Source organism: Streptomyces sp. NPDC046939 (assembly GCF_040644575.1).
In the GTDB taxonomy this organism is placed as follows: domain Bacteria; phylum Actinomycetota; class Actinomycetes; order Streptomycetales; family Streptomycetaceae; genus Streptomyces.
In genome coordinates this window covers 98880-117949 of sequence record NZ_JBEYWV010000024.1, presented here as the reverse complement: position 1 = coordinate 117949, position 19070 = coordinate 98880, and the positions used below count along the sequence as shown (strand labels likewise).

At 71.0% G+C, this 19070-nt stretch carries 17 protein-coding genes and 1 tRNA gene; 13 read left to right on the top strand and 5 right to left on the bottom strand.

Going from position 1 to position 19070, the window contains the following annotated elements; all coding sequences use genetic code 11:
• The first annotated feature begins 13 nt into the window (after positions 1-13).
• From ftsZ to ABZ877_RS25485, 7 genes are all read left to right on the top strand, one after another.
• Positions 14-1240, top strand: coding sequence for a cell division protein FtsZ (gene ftsZ / locus ABZ877_RS25515; RefSeq protein WP_361075054.1), 1227 nt, complete (start codon positions 14-16; stop codon positions 1238-1240).
• A gap of 100 nt (positions 1241-1340) precedes the next feature.
• Complete coding sequence (gene pgeF, locus ABZ877_RS25510; protein WP_361075052.1) at positions 1341-2060, top strand: peptidoglycan editing factor PgeF; 720 nt, start codon at positions 1341-1343, stop codon at positions 2058-2060.
• A gap of 6 nt (positions 2061-2066) precedes the next feature.
• The gene (locus ABZ877_RS25505) at positions 2067-2822 is read left to right on the top strand and encodes a YggS family pyridoxal phosphate-dependent enzyme (protein ID WP_361075050.1); all 756 of its coding nucleotides are present in this window, start codon (positions 2067-2069) and stop codon (positions 2820-2822) included.
• Between the two features lie 126 nt (positions 2823-2948).
• On the top strand, positions 2949-3590 hold the full coding sequence (sepF, locus tag ABZ877_RS25500; RefSeq protein ID WP_361075048.1) for a cell division protein SepF: 642 nt from the start codon (positions 2949-2951) through the stop codon (positions 3588-3590).
• 74 nt (positions 3591-3664) lie between these two features.
• Positions 3665-3949, top strand: coding sequence for a YggT family protein (locus ABZ877_RS25495; protein ID WP_361075046.1), 285 nt, complete (start codon positions 3665-3667; stop codon positions 3947-3949).
• A 46-nt stretch (positions 3950-3995) separates the two neighbouring features.
• A complete protein-coding gene (locus ABZ877_RS25490) occupies positions 3996-5189 on the top strand; it encodes a DivIVA domain-containing protein (protein ID WP_361075044.1) in 1194 nt (397 codons plus the stop codon).
• A gap of 141 nt (positions 5190-5330) precedes the next feature.
• Positions 5331-5405: transfer RNA gene (locus ABZ877_RS25485), tRNA-Ala, on the top strand.
• A gap of 104 nt (positions 5406-5509) precedes the next feature.
• Here ABZ877_RS25485 and ileS read toward each other — a convergent pair.
• On the bottom strand, positions 5510-8647 hold the full coding sequence (ileS, locus tag ABZ877_RS25480) for an isoleucine--tRNA ligase (protein WP_361075042.1): 3138 nt from the start codon (positions 8645-8647) through the stop codon (positions 5510-5512).
• Positions 8648-9185: 538 nt separating this feature from the next.
• Between ileS and ABZ877_RS25475 the strand changes: the two genes are divergently transcribed.
• The 5 genes from ABZ877_RS25475 to ABZ877_RS25455 all read left to right on the top strand — a co-directional run bounded on the left by ABZ877_RS25475 (position 9186) and on the right by ABZ877_RS25455 (position 14236).
• A complete protein-coding gene (locus tag ABZ877_RS25475) occupies positions 9186-9878 on the top strand; it encodes a TraR/DksA family transcriptional regulator (protein WP_361075040.1) in 693 nt (230 codons plus the stop codon).
• A 95-nt stretch (positions 9879-9973) separates the two neighbouring features.
• A complete protein-coding gene (gene lspA, locus ABZ877_RS25470) occupies positions 9974-10552 on the top strand; it encodes a signal peptidase II (RefSeq protein WP_361075039.1) in 579 nt (192 codons plus the stop codon).
• Positions 10553-10613: 61 nt separating this feature from the next.
• Positions 10614-11555 carry an RluA family pseudouridine synthase gene (locus tag ABZ877_RS25465; RefSeq protein WP_361075037.1) on the top strand — a complete coding sequence of 314 codons (942 nt, stop codon included), beginning with the start codon at positions 10614-10616 and terminating at the stop codon, positions 11553-11555.
• Complete coding sequence (locus tag ABZ877_RS25460; protein WP_361075035.1) at positions 11552-12019, top strand: GNAT family N-acetyltransferase; 468 nt, start codon at positions 11552-11554, stop codon at positions 12017-12019. Before ABZ877_RS25465 ends, ABZ877_RS25460 begins: the two co-directional genes overlap by 4 nt.
• Positions 12020-12649: 630 nt before the next feature.
• The gene (locus tag ABZ877_RS25455) at positions 12650-14236 is read left to right on the top strand and encodes a Na+/H+ antiporter (protein WP_361075033.1); all 1587 of its coding nucleotides are present in this window, start codon (positions 12650-12652) and stop codon (positions 14234-14236) included.
• An 18-nt stretch (positions 14237-14254) separates the two neighbouring features.
• Here the strand turns inward: ABZ877_RS25455 and ABZ877_RS25450 are convergent, their stop codons facing one another.
• Positions 14255-15367 carry a mechanosensitive ion channel domain-containing protein gene (locus tag ABZ877_RS25450; RefSeq protein ID WP_361075031.1) on the bottom strand — a complete coding sequence of 371 codons (1113 nt, stop codon included), beginning with the start codon at positions 15365-15367 and terminating at the stop codon, positions 14255-14257.
• Positions 15368-15429: 62 nt separating this feature from the next.
• On the opposite strand from ABZ877_RS25450, the gene ABZ877_RS25445 reads away from it, so the two are divergent.
• Positions 15430-15999 carry a dienelactone hydrolase family protein gene (locus ABZ877_RS25445; protein ID WP_361075029.1) on the top strand — a complete coding sequence of 190 codons (570 nt, stop codon included), beginning with the start codon at positions 15430-15432 and terminating at the stop codon, positions 15997-15999.
• Positions 16000-16027: 28 nt separating this feature from the next.
• On the opposite strand, the gene ABZ877_RS25440 is transcribed toward ABZ877_RS25445, so the two are convergent.
• The 3 genes from ABZ877_RS25440 to ABZ877_RS25430 form a co-directional block, all read right to left on the bottom strand.
• Positions 16028-16846 (bottom strand): thioredoxin domain-containing protein, encoded by an 819-nt coding sequence (locus ABZ877_RS25440; RefSeq protein WP_361075028.1) that lies wholly within the window; start codon positions 16844-16846, stop codon positions 16028-16030.
• 74 nt (positions 16847-16920) lie between these two features.
• The gene (locus ABZ877_RS25435; RefSeq protein WP_361075026.1) at positions 16921-17601 is read right to left on the bottom strand and encodes a hypothetical protein; all 681 of its coding nucleotides are present in this window, start codon (positions 17599-17601) and stop codon (positions 16921-16923) included.
• An 85-nt stretch (positions 17602-17686) separates the two neighbouring features.
• On the bottom strand, positions 17687-19018 hold the full coding sequence (locus ABZ877_RS25430) for a DUF2252 domain-containing protein (RefSeq protein ID WP_361075024.1): 1332 nt from the start codon (positions 19016-19018) through the stop codon (positions 17687-17689).
• Between the last annotated feature and the right edge of the window lie 52 nt (positions 19019-19070).

Here is a 19070-nt window from a genome sequence, read left to right as displayed (position 1 = left end):
AGAGGCCTTCGACGTGGCAGCACCGCAGAACTACCTCGCAGTCATCAAAGTCATCGGTGTCGGCGGCGGTGGTGTCAATGCCATCAACCGGATGATCGAGGTCGGTCTCAAGGGCGTCGAGTTCATCGCCATCAACACCGACGCGCAAGCCCTGTTGATGAGCGACGCGGACGTCAAGCTCGACGTCGGCCGTGAACTCACCCGCGGACTCGGCGCCGGAGCCAATCCGGCAGTCGGGCGCAAGGCGGCCGAGGACCACCGCGAGGAGATCGAGGAGGTCCTCAAGGGGGCCGACATGGTCTTCGTCACCGCCGGTGAGGGCGGCGGCACCGGCACCGGCGGCGCACCCGTCGTGGCCAACATCGCGCGCTCGCTCGGCGCCCTGACGATCGGCGTGGTCACCCGCCCGTTCACCTTCGAGGGGCGGCGCCGGGCGAACCAGGCGGAGGACGGCATCGCCGAACTCCGCGAAGAGGTCGACACCCTCATCGTCATCCCCAACGACCGGCTCCTGTCCATCTCGGACCGCCAGGTATCCGTCCTCGACGCCTTCAAGTCGGCGGACCAGGTCCTGCTCTCCGGTGTCCAGGGCATCACCGACCTCATCACCACCCCCGGCCTGATCAACCTCGACTTCGCCGACGTCAAGTCCGTGATGTCCGAGGCGGGTTCCGCGCTCATGGGCATCGGCTCGGCCCGCGGCGACGACCGCGCGGTGGCGGCCGCCGAGATGGCGATCTCCTCGCCGCTCCTCGAAGCCTCCATCGACGGCGCCCGCGGCGTCCTGCTCTCCATCTCCGGCGGCTCCGACCTCGGCCTGTTCGAGATCAACGAGGCGGCGCAACTGGTCAGCGAGGCCGCGCACCCCGAAGCCAACATCATCTTCGGTGCGGTCATCGACGACGCCCTCGGCGACGAGGTCCGGGTCACGGTCATCGCCGCCGGGTTCGACGGCGGCCAGCCCCCGGCCAAGCGGGACAACGTGATCGGCTCGTCAGCCGCCAAGCGCGAGGAACCCGCCCCCGCCTCCCGCCCGGCGCCGGCCCCCGAGCCCGCGCGCCCGGCCTTCGGCGGCCTCGGCAGCGTCACCCCGCGCGAGGAGCAGAAGCCGGAGCCGATCGAGGTGCCCGCCCCGGCGAGCGAGGCCCCCGCCGCGCCCGTCACCCCGCCCCACGTGCCGCGCCCGTCCTACCCGGACAGCCAGGCCGAGGAGCTGGACGTCCCGGACTTCCTGAAGTGACGTTCCTGACAGTGACCCACCCCGCGGGGGCGGTCCCGGGCCCGACGGGAACCGCACGACAGTGATAGGCCAGCGGGACGACGTGACCTCGGTCGGCGCTGTGACCTCTCCGGGTGGCGCGCACTTCGCCTTCACCGACCGGTGGGGCGGGGTGAGCGCCGCTCCGTACGAGGAGCTCAACCTCGGCGGCGCGGTCGGTGACGACCGCGCCGCCGTGCTGCGCAACCGGGAGCTGGCGGCGAAGGCGCTCGGCCTGGAGGCGACCCGGGTCGTCTGGATGAACCAGGTACACGGGCCCGACGTCGCCGTGGTGGACGGGCCCTGGGTCACGGAGGCCGACATTCCGCGGGTGGACGCGCTCGTCACCACCCGGCGCGGGCTCGCCCTCGCCGTCCTGACCGCGGACTGCACCCCGGTCCTCCTCGCCGACCCGGCCGCCGGGGTCGTCGCCGCCGCGCACGCGGGACGCCCCGGGATGGTCGCCGGGGTCGTGCCCGCCGCCGTCGAGGCGATGGTGAAGCTCGGCGCCGACCCCGCCCGGATCGTGGCCCGCACCGGACCCGCCGTCTGCGGAGGGTGCTACGAGGTGCCGGAGCGGATGCGCGCGGAGGTCGCCGAGGTGGAACCGGCCGCGTACGCCGTCACCCGCTGGGGCACTCCCGCCGTCGACGTGAGCGCCGGTGTGCACGCCCAACTGGAGCGGCTCGGAGTGCGCGACCGGGAGCAGTCGCCGGTCTGCACGCGGGAGTCGCACGACCACTTCTCGTACCGCCGCGACAGGACGACCGGTCGGCTCGCGGGCTATGTCTGGCTGGACTGATACGACATGACGGATATCCCTGACAATCAGGGCAACCAGGACCTCGCGGGACGCAAGGAAGAACTCGCGGCGAACCTGGCCAAGGTGGAGGAGCGCATCGCCGCCGCCTGCGCGGCGGCCGGCCGCAAGCGCGAGGAGGTGACCCTCATCGTGGTCACCAAGACCTACCCCGCGAGCGATGTGCGGATCCTCTCCGAACTCGGCGTGCGGCACGTCGCGGAGAACCGCGACCAGGACGCCGCCCCCAAGGCGAAGGAGTGCGCGGACCTGCCGCTCACCTGGCACTTCGTCGGCCAGTTGCAGACCAACAAGGTGCGTTCCGTGGTGGGTTATGCCGATATGGTGCAGTCCGTGGACCGGGCGAAGCTCGTCACGGCGCTCTCCAAGGAGGCCGAGCGGGCGGACCGCGAGCTGGGCTGCCTGATCCAGGTCGCGCTCGACGCGCAGGAGGACGGCCGGGGCGAGCGCGGGGGCGTCGGTCCGGGCGGCGTCGAGGAGTTGGCCGCGCGCGTGGCCGAGGCGCCGGGGCTGCGGCTCGACGGTCTGATGACCGTCGCGCCGCTCACGGGGGCCTACGCGGGCCGGCAACAGGCGGCGTTCGAACGGCTCATGGATTTGTCGACTGCCCTGCGCGCTTCCCGTCCGACTGCGAACATGGTGTCGGCAGGGATGAGTTCGGACCTCGAACAGGCCGTGGCGGCCGGAGCGACACATGTGCGCGTCGGTACGGCGGTACTCGGTGTCCGACCCAGGCTCGGGTAACGTCGCCAAGAAGTCGGACCACAGCAGAAAATATGGTCATTCTCGCTGATGGGCGGGGAGATCACGTGGATCGCGGGCAGCTTGGTTGACGTCAGCCGATCCACCACAGAGCGGAGGACTCAGAGCATGGCCGGCGCGATGCGCAAGATGGCGGTCTACCTCGGCCTCGTGGAGGACGATGGGTACGACGGCCGGGGGTTCGACCCCGACGACGACTTCGAACCCGAGCTCGACCCGGAGCCCGAGCGTGACCGGCGACGCCATGAGCCGTCGCATCAGTCACACAACTCCCGCGCCCCGGAAACGGACGAATCGGTGCGAGTCGTACAGCCGCCCGCACAGCGCGAGCCAGCGCGCCAGCCCGCTTCGCTCGCCGCTGAATCCGGACGTCCGGCGCGAATCGCCCCCGTGGCATCCATCACACCTGAACGACAGAGCCTGGAGAAGAACGCACCGGTGATCATGCCCAAGGTCGTGTCCGAGCGGGAGCCCTACCGCATCACCACACTGCACCCCCGGACGTACAACGAGGCCCGTACCATCGGGGAACACTTCCGCGAGGGCACTCCGGTGATCATGAATCTGACCGAGATGGACGACACCGACGCGAAGCGACTTGTCGACTTTGCCGCCGGTCTCGTCTTCGGCCTGCACGGGAGCATCGAGCGGGTGACGCAGAAGGTGTTCCTGTTGTCTCCTGCTAACGTCGATGTCACGGCGGAGGACAAGGCCCGTATCGCAGAGGGTGGGTTCTTCAACCAGAGCTGAGACGCAACACCGGTTCAACACGACTGGCCGGCCAGTCACGAGGCACGAGCAACAGGGGAGAGGGAACCGCCGACATGGGCGTGTTTTTGGATGTGGTCTACATCGCGCTGATGTGTTTCCTCATCGTGCTGATCTTCCGGCTGGTCATGGATTACGTGTTCCAGTTCGCCCGCTCGTGGCAACCCGGCAAGGCGATGGTGGTGGTCCTCGAGGCCACCTACACTGTCACTGATCCACCGCTCAAGCTTCTGCGGCGGTTCATCCCGCCGCTGCGTCTCGGGGGCGTGGCGCTCGACCTGTCCTTCTTCGTACTGATGATCATCGTCTACATCCTGATCTCCGTCGTGAGCCGGCTGTGAACGATACGGTCTTGCCGAATGCCGACGACTACGTTGAGGTGAAGAGATGCCGTTGACCCCCGAGGACGTGCGGAACAAGCAGTTCACGACCGTCCGCCTCCGAGAAGGCTATGACGAGGACGAGGTCGATGCCTTCCTCGACGAGGTCGAAGCCGAACTGACCCGCCTGCTCCGCGAGAACGAGGACCTGCGCGCCAAGCTGGCCGCGGCCACCCGCGCCGCCGCGCAGAACCAGCAGCAGGGCGGAATGCGCAAGGGCCCCGGTGGCCCCGAGGGCCAGGGCGGCCCGCAGGACCAGCAGGGACATCAGCAGGGTCCCCCGCAGGGCATGCGAGGTCCCGGCCAGCCGGTGCCCGCCGGCATATCGGGCCCGCCGCAGCAGCAGATGGGCGGCCCCATGGGTGGGCCCCCGCAGCTGCCGAGCGGTGCCCCGCAGCTCCCGGCCGGTCCCGGTGGACACGGGCCGCAGGGACCGGGTGGCCCGCAGGGTCCCGGTCCGATGGGCCAGGGCCCCATGGGCCAGGGTCCGATGCAGGGCCAGATGGGCGGCCAGCCGCAGCTGGGCGGACCGATGGGCGGCCCCATGGGCGGTCACGGCGGTCCTCCGCAGATGCAGCAGCCCGGCCAGGGCGGTCCCGGTGGCGACAGCGCCGCGCGTGTCCTCTCCCTCGCCCAGCAGACCGCCGACCAGGCGATCGCCGAGGCGCGTTCCGAGGCCAACAAGATCGTCGGTGAGGCCCGCAGCCGCGCCGAGGGTCTGGAGCGGGACGCCCGTGCCAAGGCCGACGCCCTGGAGCGGGACGCGCAGGAGAAGCACCGCGTCGCGATGGGCTCCTTGGAGTCCGCCCGCGCCACCCTGGAGCGCAAGGTCGAGGACCTGCGCGGCTTCGAGCGCGAGTACCGTACGCGCCTGAAGTCCTACCTCGAGTCGCAGCTGCGCCAGCTGGAGACCCAGGCGGACGACTCGCTCGCCCCGCCGCGGACCCCGGCGACCGCCTCGCTGCCGCCGTCCCCGGCGCCCTCCATGGCCCCGGCCGGCGCGGGTGCGCCGTCCTACGGCGGTGGGCAGGGCATGGGCGGCAACCAGCAGAGCGGTGGTCCCTCCTACGGGGGTGGCCAGCAGCAGATGTCGCCCGCGATGACCCAGCCGATGGCACCGGTGCGGCCGCAGGCGCCGCAGCCGATGCAGCAGGCGCCCTCGCCGATGCGTGGGTTCCTCATCGACGAGGACGACAACTAAGCGCTCCGCGCCTGTACAGCAGGCGTCGGCGTTCATTCAGGCCGCGGCCCGGATCGTATTCACGATCCGGGCCGCGGCCTTTACCGTCCTGGAAATCGCTGGTGGGGGTTGCTGGGCGGCCGCTACTGTGCGGGGAGCGCCGGGGCGCGTAGCGCAGTGGGTTGTCGCGCCTTCACCGCATGTGGGAGGACGCCGGTTCGAATCCGGCCCGCCCCGGCGCGTCCGCTGTCAGCCGGTCGGAAGACCGAAGGGGTCGGCCCCCGCCGGAGACGCTCCGGCGGGGGCCGACCCCTTCGCGGGTGAGCCGTAGCAGGTGACCGTTATGCCTTGCGGAGGCGGAACGTCAAGGACAGGCCCTCGTCCGTGAACGGAGTGCCGTACGTGTCGTTGGCCTCGCCCTGGGCGAAGTCCGTTGCCAGGACCTCGTCCGCGATCAGGGGCGTGTGCTCGGTCAGGGCCGAGATCACCGCCGGGTCCGTCGACGTCCAGCGCAGGGCGATGCGGTCCGCGACGTCCAGGCCGCTGTTCTTGCGGGCCTCCTGGATCAGCCGGATCGCGTCACGGGCCAGGCCCGCCTGGCGCAGCTCCTCGGTCAGCTCCAGGTCGAGGGCGACCGTCGCACCGGAGTCCGACGCCACCGACCAGCCCTCGCGCGGGGTCTCGGTGATGATGACCTCGTCCGGGGCGAGGGTGATCGTCTCGCCGTCGACCTCGACCGACGCCGTGCCCTCGCGCAGGGCGAGGGAGAGCGCCGCCGCGTCCGCCGCCGCGACCGCCTTGGCCACGTCCTGGACGCGCTTGCCGAACCGCTTGCCGAGCGCCCGGAAGTTCGCCTTGGCCGTCGTGTCGACCAGCGAGCCGCCGACCTCCGCCAGCGTGGCGAGCGAGGTGACGTTCAGCTCCTCCGTGATCTGCGCGCGCAGCTCGTCGGAGAGCGCCTCGAAGCCGGACGCGGCGATGAGCGCGCGGGAGAGCGGCTGGCGGGTCTTGACGCCCGACTCCGCGCGCGTGGCGCGGCCCAGCTCCACGAGGCGGCGCACGAGCGCCATCTGCGTCGACAGGGTCGGGTCGATCGCCGAGCGGTCGGCCTCGGGCCAGGAGGAGAGGTGGACCGACTCGGGCGCGTCCGGGGTGACCGGGACGACCAGGTCCTGCCAGACCCGCTCGGTGATGAACGGGGTCAGCGGCGCCATCAGCTGGGTCACGGTGACGACCACGTCGTGCAGGGTGCGCAGCGCGGCCTTGTCGCCCTGCCAGAAGCGGCGGCGCGAGCGGCGCACGTACCAGTTCGACAGGTCGTCGACGAACGCGGACAGGAGCTTGCCGGCGCGCTGGGTGTCGTAGGCCTCCAGGGCCTGGGTGACGTCGTCGGTGAGCTGGTGCAGCTCGGACAGGAGCCAGCGGTCCAGGACGGTGCGCTCGGCCGGGGCCGGGTCCGCCGCGCTGGGCGCCCACTGCGACGTCCGGGCGTACAGGGCCTGGAAGGCGACGGTGTTCCAGTACGTGAGGAGGGTTTTACGTACCACCTCCTGGATCGTGCCGTGGCCGACGCGGCGGGCCGCCCACGGGGAGCCGCCGGCCGCCATGAACCAGCGCACCGCGTCGGCGCCGTGCTGGTCCATGAGCGGGATCGGCTGGAGGATGTTGCCCAGGTGCTTGGACATCTTCCGGCCGTCCTCGGCGAGGATGTGGCCCAGGCAGACCACGTTCTCGTAACTGGACCTGTCGAAGACCAGGGTGCCGACGGCCATCAGCGTGTAGAACCAGCCGCGCGTCTGGTCGATCGCCTCGGAGATGAACTGCGCGGGGTAGCGCGCCTCGAACAGCTCCTTGTTCTTGTACGGGTAGCCCCACTGCGCGAACGGCATCGAGCCCGAGTCGTACCAGGCGTCGATGACCTCGGGCACGCGCACGGCCGTGTGGCCGCAGCCCTCGGCGGTGCAGGGGAAGGTGACGTCGTCGATGTACGGGCGGTGCGGGTCGAGATCCGACTGGTCGGTGCCGCTGAGCCGCGACAGCTCCTCGCGGGAGCCGACGCAGGTGAGGTGGCCGTCCTCGCAGCGCCAGATCGGCAGCGGGGTGCCCCAGTAGCGGTTGCGGGAGAGCGCCCAGTCGATGTTGTTCTGCAGCCAGTCGCCGAAGCGGCCGTGCTTCACGCTGCCCGGGAACCAGTTGGTCTTCTCGTTCTCCTGGAGGAGACGGTCCTTGACCGCGGTCGTGCGGATGTACCAGGACGGCTGCGCGTAGTACAGCAGCGCCGTGTGGCAGCGCCAGCAGTGTGGGTAGCTGTGCTCGTACGGCAGGTGCTTGAAGAGCAGGCCGCGGTTCTTCAGGTCCTCGGTGAGCGCCTCGTCGGCCTTCTTGAAGAAGACGCCGCCGACGAGGGGGACCTCCTCCTCGAAGGTGCCGTCGGGGCGGACCGGGTTGACGACGGGGAGGCCGTACGCGCGGCAGACCTTGAGGTCGTCCTCACCGAAGGCGGGGGACTGGTGGACCAGACCCGTACCGTCCTCGGTCGTCACGTACTCGGCGTTGACGACGTAGTGCGCCTCGGCCGGGAACTCCACCAGCTCGAAGGGGCGCTGGTACGTCCAGCGCTCCATGTCGGCACCGGTGTACGACTCACCGGTCACCTCCCAGCCCTCGCCGAGCGCCTTCTCCACCAGCTGCTCGGCGACGACGAGCTTCTCCTGGCCGTCGCTGACGACGACGTAGCGGACCTCGGGATGCGCGGCGACCGCCGTGTTGGACACGAGCGTCCACGGCGTGGTCGTCCAGACCAGGAGCGCGGCCTGGCCGGCGAGCGGCCCGGAGGTGAGCGGGAAGCGGACGTAGACCGAGGGGTCGACGACCGTCTCGTAGCCCTGCGCCAGCTCGTGGTCGGACAGGCCGGTGCCGCAGCGCGGGCACCAGGGGGCGACGCGGTGGTCCTGGACGAGCAGGCCCTTGTTGAAGATCTCCTTCAGCGACCACCAGACCGACTCGACGTACTCCGGGTCCATGGTCCGGTAGGCGTCGTCGAGGTCGACCCAGTAGCCCATGCGGGTCGTCAGCTCGGCGAAGGCGTCGGTGTGCCGGGTCACGGACTCGCGGCACTTGGCGTTGAACTCGGCGATGCCGTACGCCTCGATGTCCTTCTTGCCGTTGAAGCCCAGCTCCTTCTCGACCGCCAGCTCCACCGGCAGGCCGTGGCAGTCCCAGCCCGCCTTGCGGGCCACGTGGTAGCCGCGCATGGTGCGGAAGCGGGGGAAGACGTCCTTGAAGACGCGGGCCTCGATGTGGTGGGCGCCCGGCATGCCGTTGGCCGTGGGCGGGCCCTCGTAGAACACCCACTCGGGGCGCCCCTCGGACTGCTCCAGGGTCTTGGCGAAGATCTTCTGCTCGGCCCAGAAGTCGAGCACCGCGTGCTCGAGGGCGGGCAGGTCGACCTGGGCGGGCACCTGACGGTACTGCGTCATCAGTCTTCCTCCGGCGGACGTGCATCTCTCCCGTCGGAGGGACGAGAGCCGGTGCGCCGTGTGCGGCGCGCTCCCGCGGTACCACCCTCCTTGGCCCCCGGTGCGTGGTGTGCTCCGGTGAGCCCCCTCATTGGGGTCGCGCTGCCGGTTCTACTGGCCGCCACGCGTGCGTGGCGGTGTTCTTCCGGCGGCTCCGGGGTGATCTTCACGCCGCGCTCGCCTCCGGGCTCCCACCGTCCCCGGATCGCTCTTGGCTGCGTACGCCGCTACTCGGCCCCATCCATGCCTCTCGCTGCGCCCAGTGTACGGCGCCCGGAGAACGGCGGCCGACCGCTTTTCGCGGCGCCCGCCGGGCGCGGCGTGCGTCTGCGCGCGGTGACCCGAATGGCGATACGTACGGTGACTGATCCCGGCCGGTCGCCCGGCGGGCCCGGAAGGCGACCGGAGTGCGGGGCCGACCGGGCGCCGACCAGGGCACGCCGCCCCCGGATCCCGCGCGCGCGGGCGGTGAGACGGCCGGATCGGACTGTGCGCCCCGTTGCCGCGGGCCCCGAGTCGATTTATCGTCCCAGCACGATTCGCGTGCAAGATCACAGTTTGTGAAGGGGTCGCGGCCATGGTGGCGAAGAAGACCACGGGGAGCACCCCTGCGGAGCCGGCGGGTGCGGGGGAGGCCGGATCTGGGAAACGTACGTCCAAGAAGGCCGAGGGCGCGGCCGATGCCGCGCAGACGACGGGAGCCACGACGGTGGTTGCGAAGAAGAGTCAGGGCACGGCCACGGCGGCGCAGCAGCCCGGCGGGGTTCCCAAGGCGCGGGAGTCCGCCGTGGAAGCCGGTGAGCTGGCCGTACGGCCCGGCGAGGACCCCTGGACGCCGGAAGAGGTCGACGAGGCGCGGGCCGAGCTGCAGAGCGAGGCCATGCGGCTCGGCAGCGAGATCGAGGCGGCGGAGGCCGCGCTCGCCGGACTGATGCGGGACTCCGGGGACGGGGCCGGGGACGACGAGGCCGACACCGGGACCAAGAACATCACGCGCGAGCACGAGATGGCGCTGGCCGCCAACGCCCGCGAGATGCTGCTGCAGACCCAGCGCGCCCTGGAGCGCCTCGACGCGGGCACGTACGGGCTCTGCGAGAACTGCGGCAACCCCATCGGCAAGGCGCGCATGCAGGCGTTCCCGCGGGCCACCCTGTGCGTGGAGTGCAAGCAGAAGCAGGAGCGGCGCTACTGAGCTCAGGGGGAGGCCAGGGGCGTACCGTCCATGGGTTCCCGCGCGCGTGTGCCGTACTCTCGTCCTCAGTCAGGTACCTAGGTCGAGGGACTCACGTGACAGAGGCGGAGCGCATCATCGGTACGCCGGACACCCCGGACTCGGAAGCCGGGGCAGCAGCGGAGCCCCAGCCGGAGAAGGGCCCCCGGGGCAGGCGGCGGATCGCCGTGCTGTTCGCCGTGGCCGTCCTCGCGTACGCCCTGGACCTCGGCAGCAAGCTGCTCGTCGTCGCCAAGCTCGAGCACCGGGACTCCATCCGGGTCCTCGGCGACTGGCTCCAGCTCGACGTGATCCGCAACCCCGGGGCCGCGTGGGGCATCGGCGAGGCGTTCACGATCGTCTTCACGGTGATCGCCGTGGCGGTGATCGTCGTCATCGCGCGCCTGGCGAAGAAGCTCTACAGCACGCCCTGGGCCGTCGCGCTCGGCCTGCTGCTCGGCGGGGCGCTCGGCAACCTCACCGACCGGATCTTCCGCGCCCCCGGCGTCTTCGAGGGCGCCGTCGTCGACTTCATCGCGCCGAAGAACTACCCCGTCTTCAACCTGGCGGACTCCGCGATCGTGTGCGGCGGCATCCTCATCGTGCTGCTCTCCTTCCGCGGCATCGACCCGGACGGCACCGTCCACAAGGACTGAGAGCGCCGCCGGAGCCGGGCTGGCGTACGAGGCTGTCGGTGCGCTCCTGCATACTCGATGCGTGAGCACGATTCCCGAGATCCGCACCCTGCCCGTGCCCGACGGCCTTGAGGGCGAGCGTGTCGACGCCGCCATCTCCCGCATGTTCGGCTTCTCCCGCACCAAGGCCGCCGAACTCGCCGCCGCCGGGAAGGTGACGGTGGACGGTTCGGTGGTCGGCAAGTCCGAGCGGGTGCACGGCGGGGCCTGGCTGGAGGTCGAGATGCCGCAGGCGCCCGCGCCCGTGCAGATCGTCGCCGAGCCGGTCGAGGGCATGGAGATCGTGCACGACGACGACGACATCGTGGTCATCGTCAAGCCCGTCGGGGTCGCCGCGCACCCGAGCCCCGGCTGGACCGGGACGACCGTCATCGGCGGGCTCGCCGCCGCCGGGTACCGGATCTCCACGTCCGGCGCCGCCGAGCGGCAGGGCATCGTGCACCGCCTCGACGTCGGCACGTCCGGCCTGATGGTCGTGGCCAAGTCCGAGCGGGCGTACACGTCGCTGAAGCGGCAGTTCAAGGAGCGCGTGCCCGACAAGCGGTACCACGCGCTCGTGCAGGGGCACCCCGACCCGATGAGCGGCACCATCGACGCGCCGATCGGGCGCCACCCGAACCACGACTACAAGTGGGCCGTGACCGCCGAGGGCAAGCCCTCGGTCACCCACTACGACCTCATCGAGGCGTTCCGCGCCGCGTCCCTGCTCGACATCAAGCTGGAGACCGGGCGCACCCACCAGATCCGCGTGCACATGTCCGCGCACCGGCACCCCTGCGTCGGTGACCTCACGTACGGGGCCGACCCCACGCTCGCCAAGCGGCTCGGGATCACCCGGCAGTGGCTGCACGCCGTCAGGCTCGGCTTCGAGCACCCGGCCGACGGGCAGTGGGTCGAGTTCGCCAGCGACTACCCCGAGGACCTCCAGACCGCGCTGGACCGGGTGCGGGCGGAGAGCGAATGAGCTCCGCCCGGACCGGGTACGTCGTGCGCGTCGCCGAGAGCGCCGCGGACCGGGAGGCCTGCTTCGGTGTGCGCCGGGAGGTGTTCGTCGAGGAGCAGGGCGTGCCGGAGGAACTTGAGTACGACGCGTACGACGCGCATGGCGCCGGGGCGGTCCATGTGCTGGCGGTACGGGACGAGGACGGGGCCGCGCTCGGCGCGGGGCGGTTCCTGACGACGGGGGATCCGGGCGTGGGTGCGCTCGGCCGGCTGGCTGTGCGCAAGGTTGCGCGGGGGCTTGGTGTGGGGGCGGCGCTTGTGGGGGCCGTCGAGGAGGTTGCCCGGGGGCGGGGAATTAGGGCGGTGGATCTCCATGCGCAGACCCATGCGATGGGGTTCTATGAGCGGCTGGGGTACGTCGCGTACGGGCCGGAGTTCCCTGACGCGGGGATCCCTCACCGGGCGATGAGGAAGTCTCTGCGCTAGGGGTTCGCGTCGCCGCGCGGCTCGTGTCATGGCTGGTCGCGCCCCTGGAGATGTGCCGGTTCGTCGTGGCTGGTCGCGCAGTTCCCCGCGCCCCTGAGGCATGCGGCTCCGCCGCAGCCCCATGCCCCTGGAACGGCGCACGAGGTGCGCCTCCCAGGGGCGCGAGGAACTGCGCGCTCAGCCACGGTGGTGATGAGCGAAAGTGACGGCGGATCTGGGCAGACGCTCAGGGGCGCGGGGAACTGCGCGCTCAGCCACGGTGGTGATGAGCGAAAGTGACGGCGGATCTGGGCAGACGCTCAGGGGCGCGGGGAACTGCGCGCTCAGCCACGATGGTGGTGCGCGAAGGTGACGGCGGATCGGGGCAGACCCTCAGGGGCGCGAGGAACTGCGCGACCAGCCACCACGGTGGCGCGTCGCAAGTGACGGCAGGTCCGGGCAGACGCTTAGGGGCGCGGGGAACTGCGCGGCCAGCCACCACCGCGGCCCGGCTTCGGGGCGGCGGGTCCCGGCGACGCTCGGGGACCGGCCCCGACGGCGGCGCGGCTCGGCTGATCAGGTATCAAAGCGGATGCGCGTGGCACTCTGGACACCAAGAGTCCTTGATCGTCGACTTTGGTCGGAGCCCCCGTGGATCAATTGGCCCTGCTGTTCGCGCTCTTGCTCGGGGCCGTCCTGAGCGTGCCGCTCGGGGATCGGCTCCGCCTGCCCGCGCCGGTGCTGATGACGCTGCTCGGCATCGTCCTGGCCCTGATCCGCGCCGTCCCGAACGTCGACATCCAGCCGGACCTGATCCTGCCCCTGGTGCTGCCGCCCCTGCTGTACGCGGCCGTGCACCGAACATCCTGGCGACAGTTCGCGGCCAACAGGAGGCCGATCTTCCTGTTGGCCGTCGCGCTGGTGTTCGTCACGACCGCCGCCGTCGCCCTCGTCGCCAACGCCGTCGTGCCCGGTCTGTCGATCGCCGCGGCCGTCGCGCTCGGCGCGCTCGTCGCGCCGCCCGACCCGGTCGCCGCGACCGCCGTCGCCGGGCAACTGGGCCTGCCCCGCCGCCTGGTGTCGATCCTGGAGGGCGAGGGCCTCTTCAACGACGTGACCGCGATCACCCTGTACCACGTGGCGATCGCGGCGGCCGTCAGCGGCAGCTTCTCCCTGCCGCACGCCGCGCTGGAACTGCTGCTGTCCGCCGTCGTCGCCGTCGCGGTCGGCGTGGCGCTCGGCTGGGCCGCGAACCGGCTCATGGGCTACCTCGGCGACGCCACCCTCCAGATCGGCCTGACCCTCCTGGTCCCGTACGCCTCCTACGTCCTTGCGGAGGAGCTGCGCGGCTCGGGCGTGCTCGCCGTCCTGACCGTCGCCCTGTTCCTGGCCGAGCGCGCCTTCGACGCCGACGACGTGCTGACGCGGCTGACCGGACGGGCGTTCTGGGACGTCGTGGACACCCTCGTCACCGGTGTCGCCTTCGGCCTCATCGGCCTGGAGGTGCACAACGTCGTCCGGACGGCGGAGGGCCACTGGGGCGAGATGCTCGGCTGGTCGGCCGCGGTGGTCGCCGTCGTCATCGTCGTACGGCTGCTGTGGCTGCTGCCGATGACCTGGGTGACGCAGCGGCTGCACGCGCGGCGCGACGTCGCCGAGGAGATCCCGGTGAGCTGGCGCGAGACCGTGATCATGTGGTGGTCCGGAATGCGCGGTGTGGCCTCCGTCGCCCTTGCCCTCGCCATTCCGCTGACCATGGACGACCACTCGCCCTTCCCCAAGCGCGACGAGATCATCTTCATCGCCTTCGGGGTGATCATGGCGACCCTGATCCTCCAGGGCCTCAGCCTCCCCTGGCTCGTACGGAAGCTCGGCGTCCAGGCCGACACCGAACTCGAGCAGGAGTACGAGAAGGAGCTCGCCCTGCGCGCCGCGAAGGCCGCGAAGCGGCGGCTGAAGGAGATCGAGGAGGTCGAGGAGTTGCCGGAGGAGATGCAGGAGCAGATGTTGCGGCGCGCCTACGACATCGGCCTGCGGATCAACCCGGAGATGGGGGCGGAGGAGCGGCGCGCGACGCACGAGAAGCGGTACGCCCGGATCAAGCGCGTGCGGCGGATCCAGAACGAGATGCTGTCGGCGGCGCGCCACGAGGTGCTGGCCGCCCGCAGCGAGCCCGGCGCCGACCCGGAGGTCGTCGACCGGGTGCTGCGGCAGCTCGACGTACGCAGTCTGCGCTAGCCCCGCGGGGACGGCGGATCAGCCGCGGCCCGTACGCGGGGCGCGGCCGTCGCGCATCAGGACGCGGTGGTCGGGGAGCGCCGTGCCGATCTCGTTCGGGGCGATCAGGGCCATCGCCGTGTTGATGCGCGGCAGCGCGTAGGGGTGGTGCTCGGTCAGCCAGCGCAGCATCTCCTCGCGCACCCGGACCCGTACCGTCCAGATGTCGTCCGCGTCCTTGGCGGTGACGACGGCGCGGACCTGCATCGTGCTGGGCGTGGTGTCGGTGACGGCGAGGCTCCAGTCGCGGCCGTCCCAGGCGGCGCAGTCGAGCAGGATGTCGTGCAGCTTCTCGCGCATCTGCGGGACGGGCGCGCTGTGGTCGAGGTGGAAGAAGACGGTGCCGGTCATCTGGGAGCCGCCGCGCGACCAGTTCTCGAACGGCCGCGACGTGAAGTACGACACAGGCATCGTGATCCGGCGCTCGTCCCAGGTGCGGACGGCGAGATAGGTCAGGGTGACTTCCTCGATCGTGCCCCACTCTCCGTCGACCACGACCGTGTCGCCTATCCGCACCATGTCGCCGAACGCGATCTGGAACCCGGCGAAGAGGTTGCCGAGCGTCGACTGGGCGGCGACACCGGCGACGATGCCCAGGATGCCCGCCGAGGCGAGCAGCGAGGCCCCCGCCGTCTTGAACGCGGGGAACGTGAGCAGCATCGCCGAGACCGCGACGACTCCGACGATCGCGGTGACGATGCGCTGGATCAGGGTGACCTGGGTGCGGACCCGGCGGACCCGGGCGGCGTCGCGGTGGGTGGTGGCGTAGCGGGCGTAGGTCGACTCGACGACGGCGGTGGCGATCCGCACGATCAGCCACGCCGTGGCGCCGATCAGGACGAGGCTCAGGATCTGGCCGATCGCGGCGGAGTGCTCCTTGCTGATCTCCGCCTGGTCGTAGGTGCCGCGCAGCAGGGCCGCGCAGAGCACCAGGTGCAGCGGCACACGACAGCGGCGCAGCAGTCCCCACAGCGGGGTCTCGTGGTGGCGTCGGTCGGCGCGTTGCAACAGCTGGTCGACGGCCCACCCGATCAGGAGTGTGAGCACGACCGAGCCACCGACAACGATCAGAGGGCGCAGTACGTTCTCCATCCCTCGACGGTAACCGGGATCAGTCGCCTCTAACCTGTGGCGTTCCTGGCACCATGGCCCCCATGAACATCATGCTTTTCCACTCCACGTTCGGACTGCGGCCCGCCGTCGAGGCCGCCGCCGACCGGCTGCGCGCGGCCGGGCACGAGGTGTGGACCCCGGATCTCTTCGAGGGAAAGACCTTCGACACCGTCGAGGAGGGCATGGCCCACCGGGACGAGATCGGCAAGGACGAACTGCTGAAGCGGGCCGTGCTCGCCGCCGCGCCCTACTCGGACCGCGGCCTCGTCTACGCCGGGTTCTCCTTCGGCGCGGCGACCGCCCAGACGCTGGCGCTCGGCGACGAGAAGGCGAAGGGGCTGCTGCTCCTGCACGGCACGTCCGACATCGCGGAGAACGCGTCGGTGGACGAGCTGCCGGTCCAGCTGCACGTCGCCGAGCCCGACCCGTTCGAGACGGACGACTGGCTGACCGCCTGGTACCTGCGGATGGGACGGGCCGGAGCGGACGTCGAGGTCTACCGCTACCCCGGGGCCGGCCACCTCTACACCGACCCCGACCTCCCCGACTACGACGAGGAGGCCGCCGAGGCCACCTGGCGGGTGGCGCTCGGCTTCCTCGAGACCCTGTAGGGCGCCCGGGCGGGGCTTCTCGCGCCGGTCAGCCCTTGAGGGCCTTGTCGACCGCGGTATTCCAGTCGGCGACGGTGCTCGGCGCGTTGTCGCTGCCGGGGCCGGTGAGCTTCTTGCCGTCCATGACGAAGGACGGGGTGCCCTGGACGCCGTACTTGTTGTCGTCGAAGTTCTTCGACATCTCCAGGGCCCACTTGTCGAAGGTGCCGTCCTTGACGTCCTTCTGGAACGTCTTGTCGCCCTTCAGCTCGGGGACCGTGTTCGCGATCTTGATCAGGTACGCGTCGTCCTTGAACTTGTCGGACGTCTCTTCGGGGTGCCACTTGGTGGAGTACAGGGCCTCCTTGTAGTCCCAGAAGGCTTCCTTGGACACGTTCAGGGCGGCGCCGAGGGCGCTCAGCGCGTTCTTCGAGCCCTCGCCCTGGAGGTTGTTGTCGAGGAAGGTCGCGCCGACGTACTGGATCTTGTACTTGCCGGCGTCCATGTCCTTCTTGATCGTCGGGCCGACGGTCTGCTCGAAGCTGGCGCAGACCGGGCAGCGCGAGTCCTCGTAGGCGATGATCGTCTTCTTGGCCGAGTCCTTGCCGAGGATCACCGTGGTGTTGTTCTTGCCGCTGGTGTTCTTCGGCGCGACCAGGGCGTCGTCCTTCGCGGCCTCCCAGTAGGAGGGCTTGTTGCCCTGGATCACCAGGTAGCTGACGACGCCGGCGATCGCGAGGACGCCGACGATGGAGCCGGCGACGATCGCCGTCCGCTTCGCCTTCTCCTTCTTCGCCTGGCGCTCCCGCTCGATCCGCAGCCGCTCGCGGGCCGCCGACTTCGCCTGCTGGCTGTTGCGCTTGCTCATGTTCTGTCGCTCCGTGAATACGTGAAGAGGTGGGGGACTGTCGTGCGCTCGCCCTGAGGGCGGCTGGCTCTGGCTCAGGCGGCCAGGCACGGCGGTCCGCGCCGTCCTACGGAGTGCAGCGCGACCCGCGTACGGGCGACCCGCGCGCGCGGGGCCGGGCGCGGGCGGCGCGGGGTGGGCTCCGGGCGGCCGGTGACCGCGGCGAAGGCGATCAGCAGTGGGCGGAACGCGAACGCGGCGACCGCGCGCAGCAACCCCGCGAGCGCCTGCTCGCCCCGGCGCAGCCAGGCGGCCGCGAGCAGCCCGACGGTGACGTGCGCGGCGAGCAGCAGCCAGGACGCCGCCGGGTCGCTGTGCGCGAGCAGGGCGGCGGCCTTGTCGCTGGTGCCGCCGGTCATCCGGGCGAGGGGCGTGCCGACGGTCCCGCCGCACAGCACGTCGAAGCCGAGGGAGCGCAGCGGCCCCGCGACCGGGCCGCCCGCCTCGCCGTAGCAGACGTGCTGGCCGGTGGTGAAGATCGTGTCGGCGGCCAGTTCGAGCGGGACGAGCAGCGCGGCGATCCGGCCGAACCCGCGTTCGCGCCCGGCCAGCGCGTAGGCGATCGCGAAGACGGCGACGGCGGTCGCGGCGACCGTCGTCAGCGGCAGCGGGGCCCGGGACAGCAGGACGTGCGACGCGGCGGAGAGCGTCACGGCGAGCGCCGTGAAGAGGGCCGCGCGCACGGCTCTGAGCTGGGTCCCGGATATGTCGTCCATCGCTGTGGAGTGTGCCATGGCTCGCTGTAGGCGATGGCTAAAGGGGACCTGTGCGTTATGGAATCGTGGGTTCGGGCCGCGCCCCCTACGCGGTCAGGCCCGGAATGCGGCCGTTGCGGAACAGGTCCACGAAGATCTGGTGGTCCGCACGCGCGCGTGCCCCGTAGCTGTGCGCGAAGTCGACGAGCAGCTCCGCGAAGCCGTCCTCGTCGGCGGCGATCGCCGCGTCGATGGCGCGCTCCGTGGAGAACGGGACGAGGGACTGGCCGGAGAGGTCGTCCGCCGCCGCGTGCATCGCGGCCGTGGCCCGGCCCAGGTCGGCGACGACCGCCGTGATCTCGTCGGGGTCGTCGATGTCGCCCCAGTCCAGGTCGACCGCGTAGGGCGAGACCTCGGCGACGAGCTGGCCCGCCCCGTCCAGCTCGGTCCAGCCGAGCCACGGGTCGGCGTGGGCCTGGAGGGCGCGCTGGGAGATGACGGTGCGATGGCCCTCGTGCTGGAAGTAGGCGCGGATCGCCGGGTCCGTGATGTGCCGGGAGACCGCCGGGGTCTGGCCCTGCTTCATGTAGATCACGACATCGTTCTCCAGGGCGTCGCTGTTGCCCTCCAGGAGGATGTTGTACGAGGGCAGGCCCGCCGAGCCGATGCCGATGCCCCGGCGCCCCACGACGTCCTTCACGCGGTAGGAGTCCGGGCGCGTCAGCGACGACTCCGGCAGCGTCTCCAGGTAGCCGTCGAAGGCCGCGAGCACCTTGTAGCGCGTCGCCGCGTCCAGCTCGATGGCGCCGCCGTCGTCGGCGAAGCGGCGCTCGAAGTCGCGGATCACCGTCATGGAGTCGAGCAGCCCGAAGCGGGTCAGGGAGCGGGCGTCGCGCAGGGCGTCCAGGAGCGGGCCCTCGGCCGTGTCCAGGGTGAAGGGCGGCACCTCGTCGCTCTTGGCGCCGGTCGCGAGGGCGTGGACGCGCTCGCGGTAGGCCGCCGCGTAGGTGCGCACGAGGTCGGTGATCTGCTCGTCGCTCAGCGCCTTCGCGTAGCCGATCAGCGCCACGGAGGCGGCGAACCGCTTGAGGTCCCAGGTGAACGGGCCGACGTACGCCTCGTCGAAGTCGTTCACATTGAAGATCAGCCGGCCCGTGGCGTCCATGTACGTGCCGAAGTTCTCCGCGTGCAGGTCCCCGTGGATCCACACCCGGCTGGTGCGGTCGTCCAGATAGGGCCCGCCGTGCTGCTCACGCTCTATGTCCCGGTAGAACAGGCAGGCCGTGCCCCGGTAGAAGGCGAACGCGGAGGCGGCCATCTTGCGGAACTTCACCCGGAACGCGGCGGGGTCCGCGGCGAGGAGCTCGCCGAACGCGGTGTCGAAGACGGCAAGGATCTCCTCGCCGCGCTGCTCAGCGGTGGGCTGCGGGACCGACATCGCCGGGTGCCTCCTGGTACGGGTGGTGCGTGGGCTGGTGTGACACGCAGGA